The sequence below is a fragment of the Paenibacillus sp. J22R232 genome, from assembly GCF_056269165.1.
In genome coordinates this window covers 150,799-175,650 of the sequence record NZ_JBWDNK010000011.1, presented here as the reverse complement: position 1 = coordinate 175,650, position 24,852 = coordinate 150,799, and the positions used below count along the sequence as shown (strand labels likewise).

8 protein-coding genes are annotated in these 24,852 nt (G+C 49.7%); all 8 read left to right on the top strand.

All coding sequences use genetic code 11. The annotated features are described in order from the left end of the window. The first annotated feature begins 21 nt into the window (after window positions 1-21). Entirely contained in the window at window positions 22-2,139 is a 2,118-nt protein-coding gene (locus tag AC0YN3_RS25205) for an endo-alpha-N-acetylgalactosaminidase family protein (RefSeq protein ID WP_475777681.1), read from the top strand. 103 nt (window positions 2,140-2,242) lie between these two features. Next, window positions 2,243-3,559 (top strand): alpha-L-fucosidase, encoded by a 1,317-nt coding sequence (locus tag AC0YN3_RS25200; RefSeq protein WP_475777680.1) that lies wholly within the window; start codon window positions 2,243-2,245, stop codon window positions 3,557-3,559. 77 nt (window positions 3,560-3,636) lie between these two features. Further along, on the top strand, window positions 3,637-5,619 hold the full coding sequence (locus tag AC0YN3_RS25195; protein ID WP_475777679.1) for an alpha-amylase family protein: 1,983 nt from the start codon (window positions 3,637-3,639) through the stop codon (window positions 5,617-5,619). Window positions 5,620-5,673: 54 nt separating this feature from the next. Beyond that, window positions 5,674-9,399, top strand: a complete 3,726-nt coding sequence (locus AC0YN3_RS25190) for a glycosyl hydrolase (RefSeq protein WP_475777678.1) — start codon at window positions 5,674-5,676, stop codon at window positions 9,397-9,399. Between the two features lie 208 nt (window positions 9,400-9,607). After that, a complete protein-coding gene (locus AC0YN3_RS25185; protein WP_475777677.1) occupies window positions 9,608-13,831 on the top strand; it encodes a LamG-like jellyroll fold domain-containing protein in 4,224 nt (1,407 codons plus the stop codon). 353 nt (window positions 13,832-14,184) lie between these two features. Then, a complete protein-coding gene (locus AC0YN3_RS25180; RefSeq protein WP_475777676.1) occupies window positions 14,185-22,830 on the top strand; it encodes an immunoglobulin-like domain-containing protein in 8,646 nt (2,881 codons plus the stop codon). A 167-nt stretch (window positions 22,831-22,997) separates the two neighbouring features. Next, on the top strand, window positions 22,998-23,909 hold the full coding sequence (locus tag AC0YN3_RS25175; protein ID WP_475777675.1) for an ABC transporter permease: 912 nt from the start codon (window positions 22,998-23,000) through the stop codon (window positions 23,907-23,909). 19 nt (window positions 23,910-23,928) lie between these two features. Next, window positions 23,929-24,810 carry a carbohydrate ABC transporter permease gene (locus AC0YN3_RS25170; protein WP_475777674.1) on the top strand — a complete coding sequence of 294 codons (882 nt, stop codon included), beginning with the start codon at window positions 23,929-23,931 and terminating at the stop codon, window positions 24,808-24,810. Window positions 24,811-24,852: the final 42 nt, after the last annotated feature.

The window sequence follows — 24,852 nt, the reverse complement described above, 5'->3', positions numbered from 1 at the left end:
AATGGAATCGGAGGAATCGACATGGGCGAAACAATGAATCGAGTCGGACTCGGCGTTCGAAGCTTGCCTTCTGAGCCGCTAGTCATACAATCAGAGGAACTAGAAATGCTGTTGGACGGCAGGGATGGACTTCCCTATCAATACAGAATGAAGCAGCTTAATGAAAGCTTTTGGGGAGAGCCTTACGGCTCTCCAATTAAAGCGACTCTATGCAGGCTGCGGCCTCGCCAGTATGTGACGGCGGGAGTGTCGGTCGCCAGATGGGAAACGGATGAATCCAAGGTTGATTTTCATGTCGATGCTTATATGGAGGGAGAGCTCGCTGTAACGTTCGCGATTCGCTATCTCCTTCAGGGGTCGACGGTCATGGTCACTTTGGAAGACGTTAACGAACAGCCGGGCTATGAATTTATCGATCTCTCTATCCCCGGACTAGTCAGCATGCGTGAGGCTGACGGCTATGCATGGCTCGCGCACGGCAATGAAGGAGGAAATTTGGTTTCGCTGCATGAGGCAGCGGTCGGTACGCTGCCGGAAAGCAGCTTCTTCGGCAACGTACTGGCTACGCTGCCAGTCATAATGGCGGGGAAGGAGCGGGGAGCATGCACCCTCGAGGTTCAATCTTTCCTTGACGGCACCCTGCTCAGCGTGGAGGAGGAGAAGCAGCAGCGAACGGTGCTTCTCGGTACCGTAAAAACGTATAGGGTAAACGGGAGCCTGTCCTACAATATGAATGACGGCGGTGAACGTATTTCAGGCAATGACCAAACCCCGAATCTTCTGGCTGAGCAGCAGTCGGTATGCCGGCTCGATTTTGTCGGGGATTATGACGGCAACGGCAAGGTGGATTGGCTGGATGCCGCCAAGTCGGTACGAGATCGGATGCCCCGCCGCCCAACCGACTTTTATAACGACAAATTGTTGTATCTAATCGGATGCGACAATCCGACCTATGACCAGCCGAAAACGACCTTTGCCCAATGCGAAGAGCTTATTCGCGGCATATCGATGTTGACGGATAATGCTCCGCAGATTGCGTATTTGGCAGGGTTCCAATATGAGGGACATGATACGGGATATCCCGCCGTTGATAAGGTCAATGAACGACTAGGCGGCCATGAGGGTTTCCTTCGCTTGCAGCGGAATGCGCTTGAACGCAACTGCCTCGTCAGTCTTGACGATAATTATGACGATGCTTATATGACAAGCCCGGAGTGGGATGAAGCTTATATTGCAAGGCGCCCGGACGGACAATTGTGGAGCAGCAGGAAGTGGAGCCGCGATATGTCCTATATTATAGGACTTGCCAAATACATGAGTGGACCTGGTCCTGAGCGCGTCCGCTTCACATCGGAGTTCTATAACCTCCAGCAGACGGTATTAGTGGATGTGCTATCTTGGTTCGGCATCCGCAATGACTGGGACCCTGAGCATCCGGCGAGCGGCGTAAAGAACTTTGTTGAAGGAAGAGGCAAGGTGTTCGATGAATATGCCAAATACGGCATTAATGTCGTTTCGGAACAGCTGCGCTATCCGTGGGTAGGCAAAATGTCATTGAGCGTGGACGGCGTACACGGAGGGCCTTGTCCATTCGGCGGGAAAGCCATCCCGATGCTGCCGCTCATTTACAGAAAGTCCGTTGTTTATGGAGGAGAGAGCGGTCCTGCGCCTAAAGATCCGGCTTCGATCCTATTCTATAACAGTCGCCCGGGGCCTTGGTTCGGAGCGGATTCCTCTTATGGGGATATTACGGATTTCTACTATTTGAATTTGGTTCCGTGGATGAAGCTTCATGATCTGGATATTGAAACGTTCGAGCGCAGAGGAGAGCTTGCTTCCATTGAATTATCAGGCGGAGCAACCATTTTGCTTGATGAAAAGCTTCACCGACATAAAGCGATCTATAACGGCGCAACAATTTTGCAGGATTGGAGCCTGACCTGTCCGCTGGACGACCGTAGAATAGCGTTCTATTCGAGAGAGGAGAAGGCGCTTAACTATCCTCTTCCGCATGGCGCAAGCGTCGGTAACGTGGAAGCGCTCTATCCGAGCCACAGGGAATCGTTACCTTACACCATTGTCGACAATCGCATTCATATTCAAGTTCCTGCGCAGCGTCCGGTCTTTGTGTATCTATAACGATAGGAGTAGAAAGAAAAATGATTTTGCTCTCGGTGCGCTTACTCTGGCTGCACATGTTCAGTACATCTTAGATAGCGGGAAATTAGAAAGGGGCATTGCTATGAAGCAGCATAACACGATTGAAGCAAGCAGAGAACGGACACGTTGGTTCCAGCAGGATCGGTTCGGCATGTTTATTCATTGGGGACTCTACTCAATCCCGGCACGGCATGAATGGGTTCGCAGCCATGAGAAAATGACGGTGGAACAATATCAAGTCTACTATGACGAATTCAATCCGGTCGATTATAAGCCGAAGGAATGGGCGCGCGCCGCCAAAGAAGCGGGAATGAAATACGCGGTACTAACGTCCAAGCACCATGACGGGTTCTGTTTGTTCGACAGCAAGCTGACGGAATACAAATCTACCAATACGCTTGCCGGACGTGACCTGGTCGCCGAGTTTCTGGAGGCATTCCGGGAAGAAGGTTTAAAGGTAGGCTTATACTACTCGCTCATCGACTGGCATCATGAAGACTATCCGGCGTATGGTGACAGGTATCATCCGATGCGTGACAACGAAGAGTACCGTCGCGATCCTCAGAACTTCCATCGTTATGTGGATTATATGCATGGTCAGGTGCGCGAACTGCTGCAAAATTACGGAAAGCTTGATTTGATGTGGTTCGATTTTTCCTATGACGATATGAAAGGCGAGAAGTGGCGGGCGAGCGAGCTGATGGAGACCATCCGTTCCATTCAGCCGCATCTCATTATGGACAATCGCTTGGAAGCGAACGGGGAAGAATTGGGCAGTATTTTCACGAAGGAGCCATCTAGTTACGCTGGAGATTTCGCCTCTCCCGAGCAGATTATACCTCCTGCAGGCGTGGTTGATACGGAGGGCGTCCCGATACCATGGGAGGCTTGCATTACGCTGAACAACAACTGGGGCTATACTTCCTCCGACCAACTGTACAAGTCTGCAAAAACCATTATTCGCAAGCTGGTCGAATGCGTCAGCAAGAACGGCAACATGCTGCTGAACGTAGGACCTGATGCGAGAGGGAATATTCCAAAGGCAACGCTAGACATTCTAGCAGAGGTTGGGGAGTGGCTGAGCTTAAACGGCGAAAGCATCTACGGCTGCAGTGGGTCCGAATTCGCTAAGCCAGACTGGGGACGGTTTACCCAAAATGGCAATCAACTGTATGCCCATATTTATGAGGAGAGCATCGGGCCTATCCATATGCCGGGACTTAAAGGCAAGTTGGAGAAAGCCCGCATGCTTGGTGACGGGTCAGAGGTGTTCCTATCCAATCCTTGGAATACGGCCATGTTCCCCAATGATGCGTTCATCAGTCTTGCTCGTCCGGAGCATTTTAGCTATCCTCTGCCTGATGATAGAGTAACCGTCGTGAAATTCGAGCTGGTCTAGCGGACGAAAGAGTGCGGAGACTGGCATTCATATGGAATACAGAGGCCTTCAAACACTAGAAAGGAGATTAGAGTTCTATGAATAAGAGTTTCCTATTTCCAAAAAGAACCGTTCATCTGGATTTTCATACAGGCCCTTCGATTCATGATCTCGCGCGAGATTTTGATGCTGAGGCATTCGCCCGTACATTCCAAGATGCGAATGTAGATAGCGTGACTGTATTTGCGCTGTGTCATCATGGACATCTGTATTACGATACCAAGCATCCGTCCCGCCATCCCGGGCTGGCGGGTGGAATGGACTTGCTGGAGCAGCAGATAGAAGCGCTGCATCGAGTCGGCATCCGGGCACCTATATATTTAAGTGTTCAATGCAATGAGTATGCCGCCAATGAGCATCCGGATTGGATTGCGCTTAAGCCTGATCTGCAGCAGGTGAAATGGGGCTCATCCGCGTTCACTGCAGGTTGGCAGATTATGGATATGTCGAGCCCATATCAGGATTATCTAGCAGCTATTCTCGCTGAAGTGTTGGAACGCTTTGCTCCCGTTGACGGCATTTTCATGGATATGTGCTGGGATCAGCCCAGTTCCTCCAAATATGCAATCGAGGGGATGCTGAAGAAAGGGTACGATCCCCGCCTGGAAGAGCATCGGTCACGATATGCTAGAGAAGTATCGCTGCAATATATGGAGAGATACCGACAGATGGTTGAGGAGGCGCAATCTAAACATAAACCTGCAGGAATTTGGTTTAACAGCCGTCCCAAAACGAATCTCCATATCGAGAAGAAGCTGCTGAGGCATGTGGAAATCGAAGCGCTGCCAACCGGAGGCTGGGGATATGCGTATTTTCCGTACGTGGCCCGTTTTGTCAGGCCTTTGGGATTGCCGACTCTAAGCCATACCGGCAGGTTTTTCAAAAGCTGGGGAGACAATACCTCTCTTAAACCGGAGATGGCTTTGAAATATGAATGCTGTCAAATTCTAAGTCAGGGAATGACGAACGGCGTTGGAGATCTCCTGCATCCGCGCGGCGTTCCGAGTAAAGCCGTTTATAGACTGATTGGCCGAGTATACAGCCATATTAAAGCGTGCGAGCCTTATGTGGAAGAGGGTAAATTGATCAGTCAGATTGCGGTAATCGTAGATCCGGAGCAAGGAGATAATCCGGGTCCTTCCGGACTTGGCGTGACCAGAGCTCTGCAGCAGCTGCGACAACAATTTGATATCGTGCCGCCTGAATCCAATATAAGCGAATATGAGCTAGTCATCATTCCCGAATCGACCAAGGTAGATGACGTCTTGAAAAGCAGTCTGCAAGCTTATCTATCAGGCGGAGGTGCGCTCATCGTGTCAGGTCCTGCGGCATTGGACGAGATGGGCCAGCCAATACTAACCGAAATGGGTATCGAAGTGCATGGATCAAGCCCCTACAGCCATACGTTTCTTCACGCTTCAGCGGAGGCTTCCGATGGATTGGCCGACTATGGATACGTGATGTACGAAAAGGGCTTCAGAATGACGCCGAAAAGCGGAGCGGACAGTTTAGTTGCGGTTGGCGAGCCTTATTTCCAGCGGGAATATAATCGGTTTTCTGGCCATGAGTATACGCCTGAAGATCAGCTATCCCCATATTCCGCGGTAGTGAAAAACGGCAATGTGATCACCTTCTCTGTGCCGATTCTAGAAGCTTACGGGAAGCATGCCGCACCAAATTATCGGCAATTGCTGGGCAATTGCATCCATTTATTGATTCCGCAGCCTTTAATTAGGGATGAAGGGCCATCGACTTTGGAGACAACCGTCATTCATAAAGATAACACGGTTGTTGTTCATTTGCTCAGCTTCAGCCCGCAAAGAAGAGCGGACAATCTGGATATCGTTGAAGATGCTTTTCCGCTGCTCGAAATGCCGATTTCTGTAAGAGTACAACAGAAGCCGGTGCGTGTTTTTTTGGCGCCTAATGAACAGGAGCTTGCTTTTGATTATGCTGGGGGATATGTTTCGACCCGTGTAACGGTGCTTGACGGTCACGCTTTATTAGTTATCCAAATGTAGAGTTGGGTAAAGTGAAATTCATTCCTATTTCCTGTAAAGGGGGCGAGTGCTGCCGTGCATTCGAGAAAAGAAATGTCCGTTAATCGAGCGGAGAGCGGAGTTGGAGAGCTCGATCCGAATGCCAAATCCATTGGGTTTCCTAGCAGGGACCCGGATTTGGATGTATATCCAGGGTTTCTACATCCTCCGGAAGGGTACGGGGAGGTTGCCTTCTATTGGTGGGTAGGCGATTCGCTCACCCGAGAAAGATTGGAATGGCAGCTTGAGCAATTGAAGGACCATTATGTAACCGCGCTGCAAATTAATTATGCGCACACTGACCATGGCGGAGATTCCTTTGGGTTGTCGGTCGCCAGCGATCCCCCATTATTTTCCGAAGCCTGGTGGGAGCTGTTTGCATGGTTCGCAGAGAAAGCGGGCACTTACGGCATTGCGGTCAGCTTGAGCGATTATACGTTGTGCTCGCCCGGCCAAGGCTGGTTTGCGGATGAGATACTGGCGAAGAAGCCTTCAATGGCGGGCTCGAACCTGAAGCATAAAGTATGGGAGGCAGAAGCGGGCCGTGCAGAGTGGGTACTTCCTCAGCATACGGTAAGCGCGTCCGCATTCCGTACAGTTGGTGACGGCAGAGAAATAGGGGATTGGATGGACCTCTTATCCTTTGTGGATGGAGATATCCTCAGATGGGAGCAGCCCGAAGGCGCTTGGCAGGTTATTGCTGTCTATTCGGAGGCGAAGCCGCGTTCGATCGATCCCATGCATCCAGAGAGCGGAGGTATGGTCATCGAACATTTTTTTCAACGTTTTGAAGACCGGCTTTCGGGTGTACCATCGGCTCGGCTTGGGTTTTTCTTCTCCGACGAGCTGGAATTTGGCATAAAAGGCCAGCTGTGGAACGAACGGTTCAGGGAACAATTCATGCTGCGCAAAGGCTACGACATCGTTCCCGAGCTTGCCGCGCTATTTATCGATATCGGTCCGAGGACTCCTAAAATCAGGCTCGATTATGGTGATGTCATGGTGGCGTTGTCGGAGGAGCATTATTTCATACCCGTGTTCGAATGGCATGAGAAGCGTGGGATGATCTATGGCTGCGATCATGGGGGCAGAGGCAAGGATATTACGGAATTCGGCGATTATTTCCGCACTCAGCGGTGGAATCAAGGTCCCGGCTGCGATCAGCCAGGCTTCCAAAGCGATCTGATCAAGAACAAAGTGGCGAGTTCAATCTCCCATCTCTACGAGCGGCCCCGGACATGGCTGGAAGGCTTCTACGGAACCGGTTGGGGGACCAATACGGCGGATATGAGCGATGCCGTGTTCAGGAACTTCGTGTCCGGGCATAATTTGTTGACGCTTCATGGCCTTTATTACACGACTTATGGCGGATGGTGGGAATGGGCGCCGCCGTGCAATCATTTCCGCATGCCTTATTGGGAGCATATGAAGTCGCTCCTGGCCTGCACGGAACGCCTCAGCTATCTTCTCAGCCAAGGCGTCCATGCATGCGATGTAGCCGTTGTCTATCCGGTTGCAAGCATGGAAGCGGGAATGGACGGTGAGGCAGCGGTCCAGTCTGCATTCGGTGTTGGCGAGCATTTGTACAAACGTGGAATCGATTTTGATTTTATTGATTTCGAGTCTTTGGACCGTGCGGTTCTGGAGAACCGGGAGCTGCGCGTAGCAGGCGAGGCATACCGCGTTCTGGTGCTGCCTTCCATGAGGGTGCTTCGCTATTCGACGCTGCAGAAAGCGCATGCGTTTCATGAAGCTGGAGGTATCGTCATTGCGCTCGACCGGCTTCCAGAAGCCAGCGACCGACATGGCGCTGCCGACTCGGTATTGGATGGAATCGTTCAATCCTTATTCGGCTGGTCTGCGGCGGAGGCTGCAGCGAATTCCATAGGCCGGACTAATCGGAATGCTGCCGGAGGCATGGCCGTGACTGCCTATTCGTTCGGGGAAGCAGCTGACCTTATAAACAGTGCGTTCCCGCGTGACTTCGCATGCATGAGCGAACTTACCGACAGTTATTTTCCTTACGTGATGCATCGCCGAATCGGCAAACGCCATGTCTATGCCATCTATGGTGTGCCTGAGCATACAGAATGCTTCTTCCGGTGCCATGGGGCCATAGAGCTTTGGAATGCGTGGGACGGATCAGCCACGCCGATCGAAGCTTCCCGAATAACGCAGGAGGGATCTTTCGTGAGGCTTCCGCTTGATCGGATGCAAATGCAGCTGGTCGTTTTCTCGCCGGCACATGATCAGGCAGAGCAATACGTTCATCAAGAGATGCTGCCGGAACGTCCTGTTGAGGTAGTGGAGCAAATGGAGCAAATGGAGCAAATGGAGTTGAACGGTGAGTGGGCGTTCGCCTTGCAGCCGACGATGGACAATCGATTCGGTGATTTCCGTCAGCCTCCGGAGGATACAATCATTGGTGCCGAAGCTAGGCAGTTCCGTTACGCATGGGAAGAGGATGGATTATCGCAAGACTGGAGTGATCCAGAGCTGGATGATTCCGCATGGAAGCAGGTCACGTACGGGTACGGTCCTTATTTCTGGAAGCTTGGTCCGCTGCCGGAATCAAGCTGCTCGGATGCGCTGGAGTCTGAATGGGGGTACCTGCAAGCAGCGCCGCAAGGACAATTCGTTTCTGCGCAAGGCCGCGAATATAATTGGGAGCTGTATGAATTCTCAATGCGGTATGGCATTGAAGGCGATCCTGGCCATCAGGGATATCATGGGCTCAAGGGAGAAATGTCCGATGATTTCATAGCAGTTGGACGTCCGAGCTTTACCCAGACGGGGACGCAATATGATGCTTTGGAGGAGGGCTCCGTCACGTATTTCTGGTCATCTTTTGACGCGGGGGGAGAATCCTTTGTCAAACTTCGCATCGGAGGCATTAGCCCTGTGTCCATTTGGCTCAACGGCCAACCAATCGACAGTGCTGAGGAAGTCGTTACGGTACAAAAAGGGGTTAATCGGGTTTTGCTCAAATATAATCATCCCGGCAGGGGGCATGTCGTGTTCGAAAGAACGACGGCGCCAGATGACTGGGAGCAGACCATTCCGCTCGCCATGTCGTGGTATAACAAACCGGGCGTCATCCCATATCAAGCTTTTCCAGGAGAGAGCAAGCCCTTATCGGGTTGGTACCGATTTATCGGGCCGCCGGGACTGCAAGAGATGGAAATCGCGGCGCACGGGGAAATTAGGGTATGGGTGAATGGTGAGGTATATGCGACGGAGAGGCAGCAATCTTTCGCTGACGGCGCAAGCGCATACTGGGTAAAGATCAACCCCGGTATGGACGGCACTAGCTCAATAGCCGTCCGCATTGCTTATGATCATTCGGCTTATGCCGGCGCTGCCCTGCCTGAACCGATTAAGCTTAAGTGCGGTGAAGGGAAGATTCGGCTGGGCGACTGGTCCATTATCGACGGCTTAGCCTGTTATTCGGGCGGAGCTGCCTATCGCAAGCAAGTAGAGTGGACATTGGAAGACGATCCTCACGCCTACCATGTAAAGCTCGATTTGGGTGCCGTCTCGGCTACGGCAGAAATTAGCGTTAACGGGCAGCATGTCCAGACCCTCCTTGCTCCGCCATGGCATGCGGATATTGCGAAGTGGCTTGGGAAGGGCAGCAATACGATCGAGGTGAAGGTGTTTAATACGCTTGCGAATCACTATGTTACGATTCCGACCCGTTACCGCGGTGATTTGACTTCAGGCCTTCTCGGTCCAGTACGGCTCCATATGAGCAGAAAATAACATATGAACTTATCTACCTAAGGGGAGGGGCGCAGCTGATGCTTGTTAGGGCTGGAGCTGCGGGAATCCCTTAATGGTTGAAATACTAGTTGACCTCTCCGCTTTCGGAGACGATGCCAATAGGTTGAACAAGGCAACGTTCACCCTATAGGGAAGCGATATTGGCAGCACCTCCATTGATGGCTATTAAAAATAAAGGAGAATGCACATGCGTTTCAGTATCAATCGTAAAAGGTTATTTCACAAATCTATCATTTGGCTATTAGCCGCTATTCTTGTTCTGCCGGGAGCTGTATTCGCATCGAGTCCAGAGGTTCCTTCATCGTCAGCATCCTTGCCGGATATTGAAGGGCATTGGGCTCAGGATACGATTCAAAAATGGCAAGCTGAAAGTTTCGTAACGGGGTATTCCGATGGAAGCTTCAGGCCGGATGCGGCTATATCTCGAGCGGAGTTTGTCATTCTGCTGGACCGGATTTTTAATTACGAACCAGCATCGAGCGGCGCGGCTTTCAAGGACGTGTCCTCTCAAGCCTATTATTTTGATGCGGTTCAGAAAGCCGTGCAAGCGGGCGTGATTGCTGGTTATGCAAATGGTTCCTTTATGCCCATGAAACCCGTTAATCGTGAAGAAGCCGCGGTCATGCTGTTTCGAGCATTTAAATTAAAAGCGACTTCAGTTTTGGGAGAACTTGCTTATGGAAACGAGCTGCAGGCTTGGAGCGAGGAAGCAGTACGGACGCTTCATGACTCTGGTTATATTCATGGCTATGCCGATGGCAGCTTTGGCGGCAGCCGTTCGCTAACACGTGCTGAAGCGCTCACGCTGATCGACCGAATGGCAGGGACCGTCATTCATAATGAGGGAGAACACAGCGCCGTTAAGACAAGGAATGCCATCATTAATAAACACGATGTCGTGCTTAAAGATACGACTATTGAAGGGAATCTGTATTTGACAGAAGGCATCGGAGAAGGAAATGTTCATCTTGAACGCGTGTCGGTCAAAGGGGAAGTACATATTTATGGCGGTGGTGACCATAGCATAGTACTGGATGGCGCCATGATTAGTAAGTTAATCGTAGACAAGAAGAATGGCAAGGTTCGTATCGTGGCGCAAGATGGCGCAACCGTGCAGGAAGTGGATCTATTATCTGGAGCCGTATTGGAAGAGAAAGCAATCGACAGCGATGAAGGCTTCAACAACGTAAAGCTAAATAGTCAGATACCGAAACATGCGCGAGTCGAATTGACAGGCAGCTTCAATCAAATTCGGAGCGAAACGAATCATTCCCCTAGCATCGTTCTTAATAAAGGGCGAATTATGCTGATGGAGCTGCTGTATTCGGCAGCGTTGAAGCTGAATGATAACACGGTTATAGAGCTGCTTGACGTAGGGAAAGACGCAGTCATTCATGTGAGCGGCAAAGGGAAAGTTTCGCAGAGCAAGCTCGGCAACGATAAGTCTGGAATAATTTTCGACGATCAGCCCGGGTCCGCAGGTTCAGGTACGAATCCCGGCCCAGAACCAAGCCCAAATCCGAACGACGGAATACCGACCTTCACGAATGCGGCAGTACATGACCCGTCCGTCATTAAAGTCGGAGACATGTTCTACGTATTTGGGTCTCACCTGCAAGCAGCGAAATCAAGCGATTTAATGAATTGGCAGAACGTGGCTTCAGGTGTAACGGATAACAATCCGCTTATACCGAATGTAAAAACAGAGCTCAAAGAAACGTTCGATTGGGCACAAGCCGACACGCTGTGGGCGGCTGACGTCATTCAGCTCTCCGACGGCAAGTTCTACTTCTACTACAATGCATGCAAGGGAGATTCGCCTCGTTCGGCGCTTGGGGTTGCGGTGTCAGACAACATCGAAGGACCCTATAAGGATTTAGGCATTATATTGAAATCCGGCATGTGGGGGCAGCCAGGTGAAGGCGGAACCATCTATGATGCCAACTTCGATCCTAACGTGGTCGATCCGGACGTATTCTATGATAAAGAGGGCAGGCTGTGGATGGTATACGGCTCTTACTCCGGAGGAATCTTTATTCTGGAGATGGATTCCGCAACCGCTAAGCCTAAGCCAGGACAAGGCTACGGGAAGAAGCTGACGGGCGGTTACCATGCCAATATTGAAGGGCCATATATGCTCTATAGCCCGGAATCTGATTATTATTATTTGTTCTCCTCATTTGGAGGCTTGGATGCAAACGGTGGTTATAATATCAGGATTTCTCGTTCGCGAACGCCGGATGGTCCCTTTTATGACGCGGAAGGCAACGACATGATTCATGCCAAGATCAAGCCAAATACATCGGGAAATGAGAGCATAGCTCCATATGGCGTCAAGCTGATGGGTAACTTCATGTTCGAACGAAAGCTTGGCGAGCCAGGCTCTGGAAGCGGCTTCGGCTATGTTTCGCCGGGACATAACTCCGCTTATTACGATGAAGCGACCAACAGATATATGCTTATTTTCCATGCGCGGTTTCTGGGTCGGGGGGAAGAACATGAAATTCGCGTACACGAGATGTTCATGAATGAAGACGGCTGGCTGGTGGTTGCTCCATATCGATTTGCAGGAGACACGGTCAACACCAAAAGCATAGGCAATCCGGTAGGGGATTACAAGCTCATTAACCACGGCAAGGATATTACCAAACAAATCAAAGTATCGCAGTCGATTGCTCTGAATGGGAATGGTACAATTACCGGTTCGGTTAGCGGCACATGGACGAGAAGCGGCGATAGCCAGGTCGAATTAACGATTGACGATATCGTCTACAAAGGTCTGTTTATTCGTCAATGGGATAATGCTACCAATAGCGAAGCGCTGACCTTTAGCGCAGTTTCGGATAAAGGAGTAGCAATCTGGGGAAGCCAAATGGCGGATTTGACTGATCAGGAAATCGTAAACAACGCAGCACAAGCGCTAAGCCTTGGCGATACGGGCAGTGTGTTTTACGATATCCTTCTTCCGGTAGAAGGGTTCCGCAATATAAACATTACCTGGTCATCCTCCGCGCCAGCTTACGTCTCGGAAACGGGTAAAGTGACCCGTCCAGCTCCGGGAACGGGCAATCAGACGGTCGTACTGACGGCAACAATGGCGAAGGGGTCAGCAAGCACGACCAAATCGTTTACGGTCGCCGTTGAGCAGCAACCGGCATCTGCCCCTTTAACCAGCTATTACTCTTTCGATGAATGGACCGGAGTTACAGCAACGGATGTGTCGGGAAATGGCTATCATGCAAGCATGCATGGAGGGGTAACCGAAAATAAGAATGGCAAAGAGGGATCAGCGCTTGCGTTTGACGGCAGCAATGGCTATGTTCAGCTCCCAAGTGTAGCGACCGCTGCGGAGGAATTCACGTTCGCTGCATGGATTAACTTTAAGGGAGGAGCCGCGTGGCAGCAAATTTTCAACTTTAGCAATGGAGAGGAGAACTTTATGCTGCTCACCCCGGACACGGGCAACGGTTCTGTGCAGTTCAATATCCGAAGCTTAGACAAGGACTATTACATGGTATCTCCGACACTTTTGCCCAAAAATGAATGGGCGCATATCGCTCTTACGATAGCGGGCAATACGGCCAAGCTATATGTCAACGGTGAGCTTATGGTGTTAAAAAATAATATTTTGCTTAGCCCTGTTGATCTACAGGTTAACAAAGCCTACGTGGGCAAGAGCGTTTTCGACCGAGATCCTTATTTCAATGGCAGCTTGGACGAGATGAAGCTATATAATCGAGCGCTAACCCAGCAGGAGCTGCGCGATATGATTGGAGGAACGCAGCAGGGTAAATTGCGAGTGAAATATACGTTCGATCAAGACGTTGCAACCGATGCGAGCGATCGCGGATATGATGCGGAATTGTTTGGCAATGTCACCGTTACTGGTTCTGCTTATGGAAAAATCGGCTCTGCGGCGCAATTCGACGGTTCCTCCGGCTATCTGAAGCTGCCTGCAGGCGTGATCGCTACGGAAGATATTACGATTTCCGCTTGGGTCTATTGGCGTGGTGGAGGCGCCTTCCAACGCATCTTCGACATGGGCGGACCAGGCGGTTTCATCTGGCTCACTCCAAGCGATAATTGGGAGAATCCGGGCCTCGGGCTTGTCCATTTCAGCATGTATGACGGGGCCGACCACCCTCTGATGAGCAAGAAGCCGCTTCCTCAGAATGAATGGGCACACATCGCGGTAACGATTAGCGGGAATACAGGAAGCCTGTACGTCAACGGAGTGCTGCAGGATACCGATGATAGCTACTCGACCGCACCGATCAGTCTCGCTGCCAATGATAATTACATCGGCAAGAGCCGGTTTCCGGACCCGCTGATGAACGGCAGGATCGATGATTTTACCATTTACGACTACGCGATGACCGGGGAAGAAATTATGGCGTTGCAGTCCCCGTAATGTGAGCGGCCAGTCGCCGGAATTTAATCGGCGACTGGTCTTTTTAGTCTGCTTTGATGAAAAGCCGAGTTAACGTAAAAAGGTTCTGATTAACCAGTAAAAGGAGTTGCGCACGGATAATCTATATCTTCTTTACAAAGAGAGCATATGAAAACAGGTTTATTAAAAGGTTAAATAGGCTCGTTTCTACAAATGTGCCATAAGTAAAAGAAAGATACTAAAAGTCGATACAAGCCACTAGCAGGAGCGGAGCAGCCAGCCGTACAATCAGTGAGAAAGCGCTTTCCACCATGGAGTAGGCAGAGCCGGAATCATTTAGCGCTTACCATTTTGGTGCGAAAAGAGGAGAACTCATGTACAAAAGATGGCTTTCTATGTTTTTGGTCATCGCATTATTAAGCAGCATGCTGCCGGATTTGGTCATGGTCAGGGCAGCTGCAGCAGCTGACCCGAATTTGAAATTATGGTATGAATTTAAGGAAACCTCAGGCACGGTTGCCAAAGATTCTTCAGGCAACGGACAAGATGCCACGTTATCTGGAGGCGCTGCATGGTCTGATGGTGCGGTCGCTCTTGATGGCGTAAACGGCAATGTGCGTATGCCTAATAACCTTTTGGCGGGTATCTCCGAAATTACCGTAATAACGAGCGTATATGTGAGTCCAGACAAACAAGATCCTTCATGGTTTTTCAGCTTCGGAAATAGAAGCACGGAAAACACCGGCTGGGGGGCGAATTACCTGATGGCTACATCGTCGGAAGGCAATCCCAAAGCCGCCCGATTCGTCATATCCAAGGATAAGTGGGTGGACGAGCAATCAGTCAAAAAGTCGGGAACCATAAGTACGGGCGAGTGGAAAAATATAGCGGTCACGATAAAAAAGAATAGCACCGATGCGAAGTACACGGGTACGCTATATGAAGACGGAGTGGTTGTAGGCACTAATCCGAATATGGTCACATTGCCGAAAGATTTGGGCGGCGGGGTGACGACGGAAAATAATATCGGCCGGCCGGCTTATAATGCGGACAAGTATTTCAAGGGGAAAATATCTGATTTCCGATTGTACGACAGAGCGCTTAGCGAGTCTGAAATCAATACAATCGTTTATGAGAATCTATCGGATGCCGAAGCGGTCAAACGGTTAAAAGATAGGCTTAGCCTTGGCGACTTGTCCGCCGTGAAAGGGAACTTGATCCTCCCCCTTTCTTTTGAAGGCGGAATCGTTGCAACGTGGGAATCGAACCAAAAGAGCGTGATCGAAAATAACGGAACGGTTCATCGTCAACCAGGCGGAGACACGATCGTGCAATTAACCGCAACGATTAGCCGTGGCTCCGCTAGCGAAACGAAGACCCTTCAAGTTACGGTCTTGCAGGCGAAAACGGTGATCACGTTAGACTCGGACGCCTATACGCTTCCTTTTGTGCATGCTACGCATGCTACCGTGCTGACGGCCTCCTATGCGGATGGCACAACTGAGGATGTTACGAACCAAGCAACTATTACGTCTTCCGATCCAGCGGTCGTTTCTGTTTCGAACGCGGGATTAGTCAAAGGACTAAAGGAAGGCCATGCAACAATAACGCTGAATTACAAGGGGCAGGACTACTTCGTACAGGTTAATGTCGTAAAGGAGCCTAACCTAAAGCTATGGTACAAACTGGATGAGAAGACGGGCACAACCGCGGCGGACTCCTCCGGCAACGGCAACGATGGCACGCTCAGCGCAGGCGCTACATGGACGACAGGCAAGGGAGGATCAGGCGCGGTAGCGCTGAACGGTTCCAACGGGTCAATTAAAATGCCGGATCGTATGTTGAGCGGCGTCACGAATATAACCATATCAACGAACGTATTCGCGAGTTCCGTAAGCCGTCCGTCATGGGTATTCGGATTCGGCAGCGTAGCGGACGCGAATGTGAACGGCTCGAAATATTTGGGTCTCCTTGCTGCGGACAATCAAGGCAGCAACGGCAACTTCCGATTTACGATTTCGACTGACAAATGGACATTAGAGCAATCGGCGACAAGGACGAATATACCGCTTGGGGCAGGTGAGTGGAAAAACCTAACGGTTACCATAGCGAAAAATTCATCTGATTCTAAATACACGGCCATTCTGTACGAGAATGGCATTGAAGTTGGCCGCAATGCGGGAATTACGATATTGCCAAAGGATTTAGAGAATACGCTATTTAATTATATCGGCCGCGCGCCTTATTCCGGAGACCGGTGGTTCAACGGGAAAGTATCCGATTTCCGTCTATATGACAGGGCATTAAACGCAGCGGAGGTTGGCGAGCTTGCGAATCAATTAAGCTACCAGGATATCCAAGAAGATGCGGATTCACTTACGCTAGGAGACATCGGAGGGGTAAAAACGACGCTTGTTCTCCCAAACGCAGGGGACAATGGCACAATTTTAACTTGGGCTTCGGAGAACGATGCCGTCATTAGCGGGTTGACGGGGGAAGTTAACCGTCCGGAAGCGGGTACGGGTAATATAGCCTTAACGTTAACGGCTACGCTAAGCAAAGCGGGAATGTCACAAACGAAATCATTTTTGGTTACGGTTCTTGAACAATTAAGCGATGAGCAGTCGGTAGCAGCGGACAAAGCGGCGCTTAACCTTAGTAATGATATTTTGGCATTGAGGCATGATCTTCTATTGCCTGCCAAAGGAATGGAACAATCGGCGGTCGTGTGGGCTTCGAGCCATCCAGAAGTAATTGATGCGGATACGGGTGCGGTATCGCGGCCAGCCCAAGGGTTGCCTGACGCAATCGTAACGTTGACGGCTACCATTAGCAAAGGAACCATTCAAGCCCAGAAATCGTTTACGGTCGTCGTGAAATCAAAAGAAGCATACGCGGGATACCTGCTGTCCTATTTCAAGACGGCCGATGAATCTCTTTATCATGCGTACAGCAGGGATGGTCTTCATTGGACGGCATTGAATAAAGGCGAGCGTGTTCTTAAACCGATGATAGGCAACAAGTCGATTCGCGATCCTTTCATCATTCGCGATCAAGACGGCAAGTATCATCTTCTATCCACGGATTCGTGGACGAGCAAAAATCTGTTAATTTATGATTCAGAGGATCTGGTGCATTGGACAAATGGACGTTCCGTGCCGTTCGCACCAGGGAACAGCACGGATGCTTGGGCGCCGGAGGCGTATTATGATGCCGCCAAAAATAATTATGTCGTCATTTGGTCCTCCAAAGTACCGGGAACTCCTGTATCCGGCGAGCATCGGGCTTATTACCGGACGACAGCTGACTTCGTGAATTTCTCAGCACCAAAGCCTTTCCTCGATCCGGGTCATAACATCATCGATCCGACTGTTGCCCAGGATGGCGGTAAATTTTACACCTTTTATAAGGATGAGCGAGAGAATAATGCGGGAACACCAACGGGTAAAGGAATCAAAATGGCGGTATCGGAGAATGGATTGATCGGATCGTACGATACGGCAAGCTATCGGAACGCGGTTATCGTACCTGAAGCGGAAGGCCCGACGGTTATTAAATCGTTCACGGAGAGCATTTGGTATATGTATGCCGATGAGTACAATAAAGGAACATATGCGGGTTACAGCGCCACGGATCTCGCTTCCGGAGCTTGGACGAAACTAAATGTGGACGACTATCAACTTCCTACGGATATCCGGCATGGCAGCATCATGGAAATCTCCAATGAGGAGATAGAGACGCTGCTTAATGGCTACGCGACAATGGTAAATATTGCTCCAATAGAGATTGCCATCGATACGGGAGAATCGCTGCAGCTTCCGGCGTCAGTAGATGCTGAATATAGCGATGGCTCAATTGGGCGCGTAAATGTGAAATGGCATGCAATCGATCCTCAGGCTTATGCGACGCAAGGCACCTTCGACGTATTCGGGGCCGTTGCAAACAGCGCGATTAAAGCGAAAGCTACCGTTACCGTTGGCGGCGGCGCCATCAAGCGTCCTAGCGGCGTTACCGTAACGGAGAACGGCACCAGCACGATGCATTTAAAGTGGAATGCGTCAGAGGGAGCGGAGAGCTACAACGTATACCGTTCTAGCTTGCTCTTTGGCACCTACACGAGAATCAATAGCGAAGCGATTACCCGTACGACCTTCCAAGATTCGGGATTAGACGAGGGAACTACTTATTACTACGCGGTAACCGGGGTCAATTCCAATGGAGAATCGGTAAAGTCCGACCGCGCAACAGCCAGAACGGGTGCTGCAATCATTGAGAATGGCGCGTTTTGGTATGCCGATAACGGAGACAAGATTCAAGCACACGGCGGTGGCATGATAAAAGTCGGGGATACGTATTATTGGTTCGGTGAAGATAAGACGACGGACCAGGCGCATTTCTACAATATTAAAGTGTATGCCTCGAAAGATTTGAAGAGCTGGACGTTCAGGAATAACGTTTTGACGCAGACATCCCGTGGACTGGACGGACAACCGGCCAAGGACCTGGCAGATAGCAACATTGAAAGACCGAAGGTATTATACAACGAAAAAACAAAAAAATATGTATTGTGGATGCATTACGAGAACGGTGAGCACTATGGCCTGGCGCGGGTAGCGGTTGCCACGTCTGACACCATTGACGGAAATTATACTTACATTGCAAGCTTTAGGCCGAATCCAGCCGATCCGAATCATGAGGGGAATCCGGAAGCTGGCAAAGATTCACGTGATATGACGGTATTCAAAGATACCGACGGTTCGGCCTACTTGTTTTCCTCTTCGAGCGTCAATGCGGATATGATCCTATATAAGCTAACAGACGATTATACCGGCGTGGCCGCGGAGCTCGGCAAGATTTATTCGGGTCCTTACCGTGAAGCTCCGGCTGTGGTGAAAAAGGGTGAGCTTTATTACTTGATTACATCGGGAGCGAGCGGCTGGTACCCAAATCAGGCGATGTATTCAACAACCAAGACAATTGCGGACGTTTCTTCGTGGACACCGCTCAAAAATATCGGCAATACCTCTTCTTTCTATACGCAATCTTCTTATGTTATTGCCGTAGAGGGGACGGAAGAGACAGCGTACATCCTTCATGCAGATAGATGGAATCCTGCAAAGCTTGGCGACTCCCAATACATTTGGCTGCCGCTAACGCTTAATGGAACCAATGCTTCTATGGAGTTCTATGAGCAGTTCGATATCGATGCGGCGAAGGGGACAATTACCATTCCGCCAGCCAACCCGCTCATCTCTCAAGGCAAACCGGCGGCCGCGCTGTCGTCTAGGCCAAAGACAGCAGAAGAGGATTTCACTCCAGGAAAGGCGAACGACGGAAGCTACGACACCTCGTGGACAGCTTCCACAGGCACATGGCCCCACTGGTGGCGCGTTGACCTTGGCGCGGAATACGATCTCAGCAATATACAGATTTCGTGGTTTATGTATAAGGGTTCAGAAGCTTATTATTCGTATAAAGTCGAGATTAGCGATGACGATCTCCATTATACGGTTGCTCTGGATCGTACGAATAATAAGACATACGGATTCACGTCCGACAAACTGAAAGGCAAAGCCAGATATGTGCGGGTAAACTTGGTTAATGCGGTGCTTCACAACAACCCGAACAACTGGTATACGCCTCAATTGTACGAAGTTAAAGTATATGGCACGCTGCGTGCGCCTGCGGTACCGACAGGGCTAGGAACGATCGGCGTACAAACCCAAGGCGCAGACGTATCGAAGGTTAACGTGAAATGGAATTCAGTAACGGGTGCATCTCTCTATAAGCTATATCGAGCGGAAGATGCGGTAGGTCCCTATGCCGAGATCTATAGCGGAAGCACCGTTGCGTTTAGCGATACGGGATTGCAGTCTGGCAAAACCTATTATTACAAGATTCGCTCCCACAATGACGCAGGCGAATCGGAAATGTCTAATGCGGCAAGCGCTACGACATTCAGCATTCCCACGACATCGATGACGTTTACGAACGGCGAGAATTGGTGGAAGGACGACGAAGGCAATAGTCTGGGATTAGGCGGATTCTTCAAGGCCGGTTCTACCTATTACTTCCTGATAGGCTCCAAGGAAAATGGGAAATTCAAAAATTTGGCTATGTATAAATCGGCTGATTTGAAGACTTGGACCTTTAGCCAGATCGTTCTCGACTCAAGTGATCATCCGGAATTGGCAGAAGCTAATCTAGAAGGCGTACAGATTGTTTATAACAAGGGCACGAACAAGTACTTGATGTGGATGCATTATGAGAACGGAATTGATTACGGGTTGGCGAGAGTAGCGGTTGCTTACAGCGATACGCCTGACGGGAAGTATACGTTTACTAAAAGCTTTAGGCCAAACGGCAATGAGTCAAGAGACTTGACGGTTTATGTGGATGACGATGGCGCTGCATACTTAATCTCTTCCGCTAGCGTTAATGCGGATCTAAAGCTCTATAAACTGACTTCGGACTATCTGTCGGTGGAGAAAGAGATCATGACGATTTATACCGGTAAGTTTAGAGAAGCGCCTACCATCGTGAAAAAGGACGGGATTTACTTCCTAATTACTTCCGGAGCATCGGGCTGGTACCCGAATCAAGCGATGTATTCTACCGCGGCTTCGATGGAGGGTCCATGGTCGGAGTTGAAAAAGCTGGGCAATGGATCGTCATTCAGCGCCCAGAGCGGAGGAGTCGTTACGGTCAAAGGGGATACGGCAACCTCTTACATATGGAATGTATATAGGTGGTTAGGCGACGCGAAACAGATGTGGATGCCGCTTATCCTCTCCGGAACAACGGCTTACGTAGACTATACGGAGCAATTATCGGTTGATTTCCAATCGGGAGTAGTGGTACCGATCTCGAATGGGGACCTGCTATCCCAAGGCAAGCCTGCGACTGCCGAGAATGAGGCGCTATCGAATCCGGCTAGCCTTGCAAATGACGGCGATTATTCGACTACATGGTCGGCGACTAGCAATTACTCATGGCCGAAATGGTGGAAAGTAGACCTTGGAGACAACTACGATCTAACGAATGTCCAAATCTCTTGGCCGATGGTACAGGGCTCCGAGGGCTATTATAAGTACCGTATCGAAACGAGCAGCGACGATGTCCATTACGAGGTGTCGCTGGATAGAACCGGGATAACGGAATATGGTTTCACTACGGATTCGATAGCAGCGAACGCAAGGTATGTGAAAATCGTACTAGTGGATGCGGTACTGCATAATAATCCGAATAACAACTGGTATACGCCGCAGATGGCGGAAGTGAAGGTTTTCGGTTACATGTCCGGAAAACCGGAAGGACTAAGCGCGGAAGCATTGACGGCATCGACCGTGAAGCTGGATTGGTCAATATTGCCGGATGCCATAAGCTACAATGTATACCGGAAAGCGGCGACGGACGGCAGTTTCAAGAAAGTCAACGCGGCTTCAGCCGGTTCAGGCTCCTTTACGGATACGGGCTTGCAGCCAGGTACAGCTTATGAGTACCGGATAACAGCGATCAATGCTGGCGTAGAATCCGTTTTCTCGGATATCGCAAAGGCAACGACAAAAGAATTAGTACGGGTAAACGCGATTACCATAAGCGGTTTGGACGGCGTGCTTGAGATAACGGAGGATAAAGGCACCCTGCAGTTACATGCGGAAGTACAGCCTTCCGATGCAACCGACCCTTCTCTGACGTGGACGGTAGCTAACGAGGACGGTACGACGACAAACTTGGCAGATATTAATACGAGCGGATTATTAACGGCTTCGAAAAACGGCAAAGTAAAAGTGACGGCAGCAGCAGGAGATGGAACGGGCGTAACGGGCAGTGCAATTGTGATCATTAGCGGCCAAGCTGTTGAACCTGGCACAAACCCCAATCCTAGCATTCCTAACGCGGATACCGGAACCGGATCGCCAGATGTAAGCGAACAAGAGCTTCGCAACGTGAAGGACGGAAGCGTGACGATTGAAGTGAAAGCCGGCAAAACAGAAATTTCATTGCCTGGCAGCACGGCTGCCATTCTCGGGAAAACGCCATTGACTGTAAAAAGCGGAGACGTAACCATCGTGCTTCCTACTGAAGTGCTGAAGGAACTAACGGGTCTAGCGGGTGGCGTGAACGCATCAAAATTACAAATCATTATACGATTGAAACATACGGATGAGCTTTCGATAGACAGCAGTCATCCGGAATTAAAGTCTGGAGGGCGCGCTTATGATCTAGATCTGTTCCTTCGTACGGATGAACAGAAGGAGTACCGTTTAAGCGAATTCGCTAAGCCTGTAAACCTAGTGCTTCCGTATGTTGAAAGCAAGGTGGATCATCAATTAATCGGCATTTATCATTACAATGATTTGTCAGCATCATGGGAATATGTAGGAGGTACCGTTCATAAAGCCAATAGGACTGTTTCGGTACAATTAACTCATTTCAGCAAATACGCGGTGTTGGAATATGACAAATCGTTTGTTGATTTGCCTAGCGGCCATTGGGCGTTCCGAACGGTGAAGGTGCTGGCTGCGAGGCATATCGTCACCGGGGTGACGAGAGAAGCGTTTAAACCAAACGATAACACTACGCGTGCAGCATTTACCGCTTTACTGACAAGAGCGCTTGGTTTAAGCGGTACGGGTAAAACGATGCCATTCTCGGATGTCAGTGAACATGCATGGTATGTGTCTGACGTAGCGGCAGCCCATGATGCCGGATTGATTCAAGGGACAACGGATAACACATTCGACCCGAATGCCACCATCACGAGGGAGCAGATGGCAGCAATGCTCGTTCGTGCTTATACGTACAGTACGGGCAATAGCGTTCAGCCTGACAACGGGCTTGGCGACTTCAAAGACGAAGCAAAAGTATCGTTATGGGCGAAGCAGGATGTAACCAAAGCGATAACGGCAGGGCTTATGGAGGGTGACGGGAAACGGATGTTTCATCCGAGGTCAGAAGCCGTTCGTGCAGAAACGGCTCAGGCGATTTATAACTTATTGATGCTGATCGGGAAATAATAGCGTTCATGCATGAAAGGCAAATCAGGAGCCAAGGCTACTGATTTGCTTTTCTTTTCGTCAACGTATTTACATGAAAGGTCATTAAAAGATACCTTTTGTAAAGACGTCCCACTGTCCCCAAACCGGCATCCGAATTTATACTGAATAGCAAGGAGGGGATTATTATGGGAACGCGACGGCGCTTAAGGCGGATGAAAAGAAATATTCCGCTGCATGTGATGATGATTCCGGGAATCATTATTGTTCTGATTTACTGTTATATTCCGATGGTTGGCAATATCATTGCTTTTCAAGATTTTACGCCGCTGATGGGCTTCGCCAAAGCCGATTGGGTAGGCTTGGACAATTTTCAATATATGATGGAGCTCCCGTCATTTTATCAAGTGGTATGGAATACGGTGTTTATTTCAATCATGAAAATTGTTTCCGGGCTTGTTGCTCCAATTACGGTAGCTCTGATGCTGAACGAGGTAAGGAAATCCGTATTAAAGCGATACGTTCAGACGGTCATTTATATGCCGCATTTTTTCTCTTGGGTCATTTTAGGCGGAATTGTGGTCGATATTCTATCCCCGTCAGAAGGGATAATCAATCAGATTATTAAAGCGGTCGGTTTCCAGCCTATTTCATTTTTATCCGATAACACATGGTTTCCTTATGTAATGGTTATTGCGAATGAATGGAAGGAAGTCGGATTCAGTACCATTATTTATTTAGCTGCGCTAACATCCATCGATCCAACGCAATATGAAGCAGCCGTCATTGACGGCGCAGGCCGGTGGAAGCAAACCTGGCATGTTACGCTGCCGGGCATACGCCCTACTATTATCTTGCTTGCTTGCTTAAGCCTCGGCAATGTGCTCAACGGAGGATTCGACCAAGTATTCAATATGTACAGCCCGGTCGTATACGAGTCGGGTGATATCCTGGATACGCTAGTGTACCGAATCGGTCTTGTCGATAATAATTATTCAGTTGCGACAGCGGTTGGATTAGTGAAGTCGGTCGTTTCCTTAGTGCTGATCGGCGCGGGGTATTGGCTAGCTTACCGGTTTGCCAAATACCGCATTTTCTAAAGAAAGGAGTGAGTAAACAATGTTATCGAAAAAATACCGCTTTTTTTTAATCGTGAATGCCGTTCTGTTGTTGTTACTGACGGTGGCTTGTTTATTCCCGATCCTGAACGTACTCGCTGTATCCTTCAGTTCGAAAGCCGCGGTAAGTGCGGGACAGGTTTCCTTGTGGCCGGTTGATTTTACGTTGAAATCCTATGCTTACGTATTCAATAATGAAAGCTTCCTAACTTCTTTCATTGTTAGCATAAAACGCGTAATACTGGGAGTCGGAATCAATATGGTGCTTAGCGTGCTCGTGGCCTATCCGCTTTCGAAGGAGGCTCAGGATTTTGGCAGCAGGACTTGGTATGCATGGTTTTTCGTTTTTACGATGTTGTTCGGAGCCGGATTGATACCGGGATTCCTGGTTGTCAAAGAAACCGGAATCATGGATTCGATATGGGCGTTGGTATTACCGGGAGCCATACCTGTTTTTAATGTGCTTCTTATCATGAATTATATGAGGACGTTGCCAAAGGCACTGGAGGAATCAAGCTTTATGGATGGAGCAGGCCATTTCCGGACGTTATGGACGGTATATTTGCCCCTGACCTTGCCGAGCTTGGCAACCGTAGCTCTGTTCTCTCTTGTAGCGCATTGGAACGCATGGTTCGATGGCATGATTTATATGAACCGGCCCGAGCATTATCCGCTATCTACGTATTTGCAATCGCTGCTCCAATTCGATAGTATGAACCAAACGAATATGAGCTTGGAACAAGCCAAGATGCAGCAATTCGTCTCCAATCGAACAGCTAGAGCGGCTCAAATCTTTGTGTCCGCCTTGCCCATTTTGCTCATATATCCTTTCTTCCAACGTTATTTCGTTAAAGGACTCGTCGTTGGGAGCGTTAAAGGGTAATTTTATATAAAAAAAAAGAGCCGTAATACGGCTCTTTTGTCG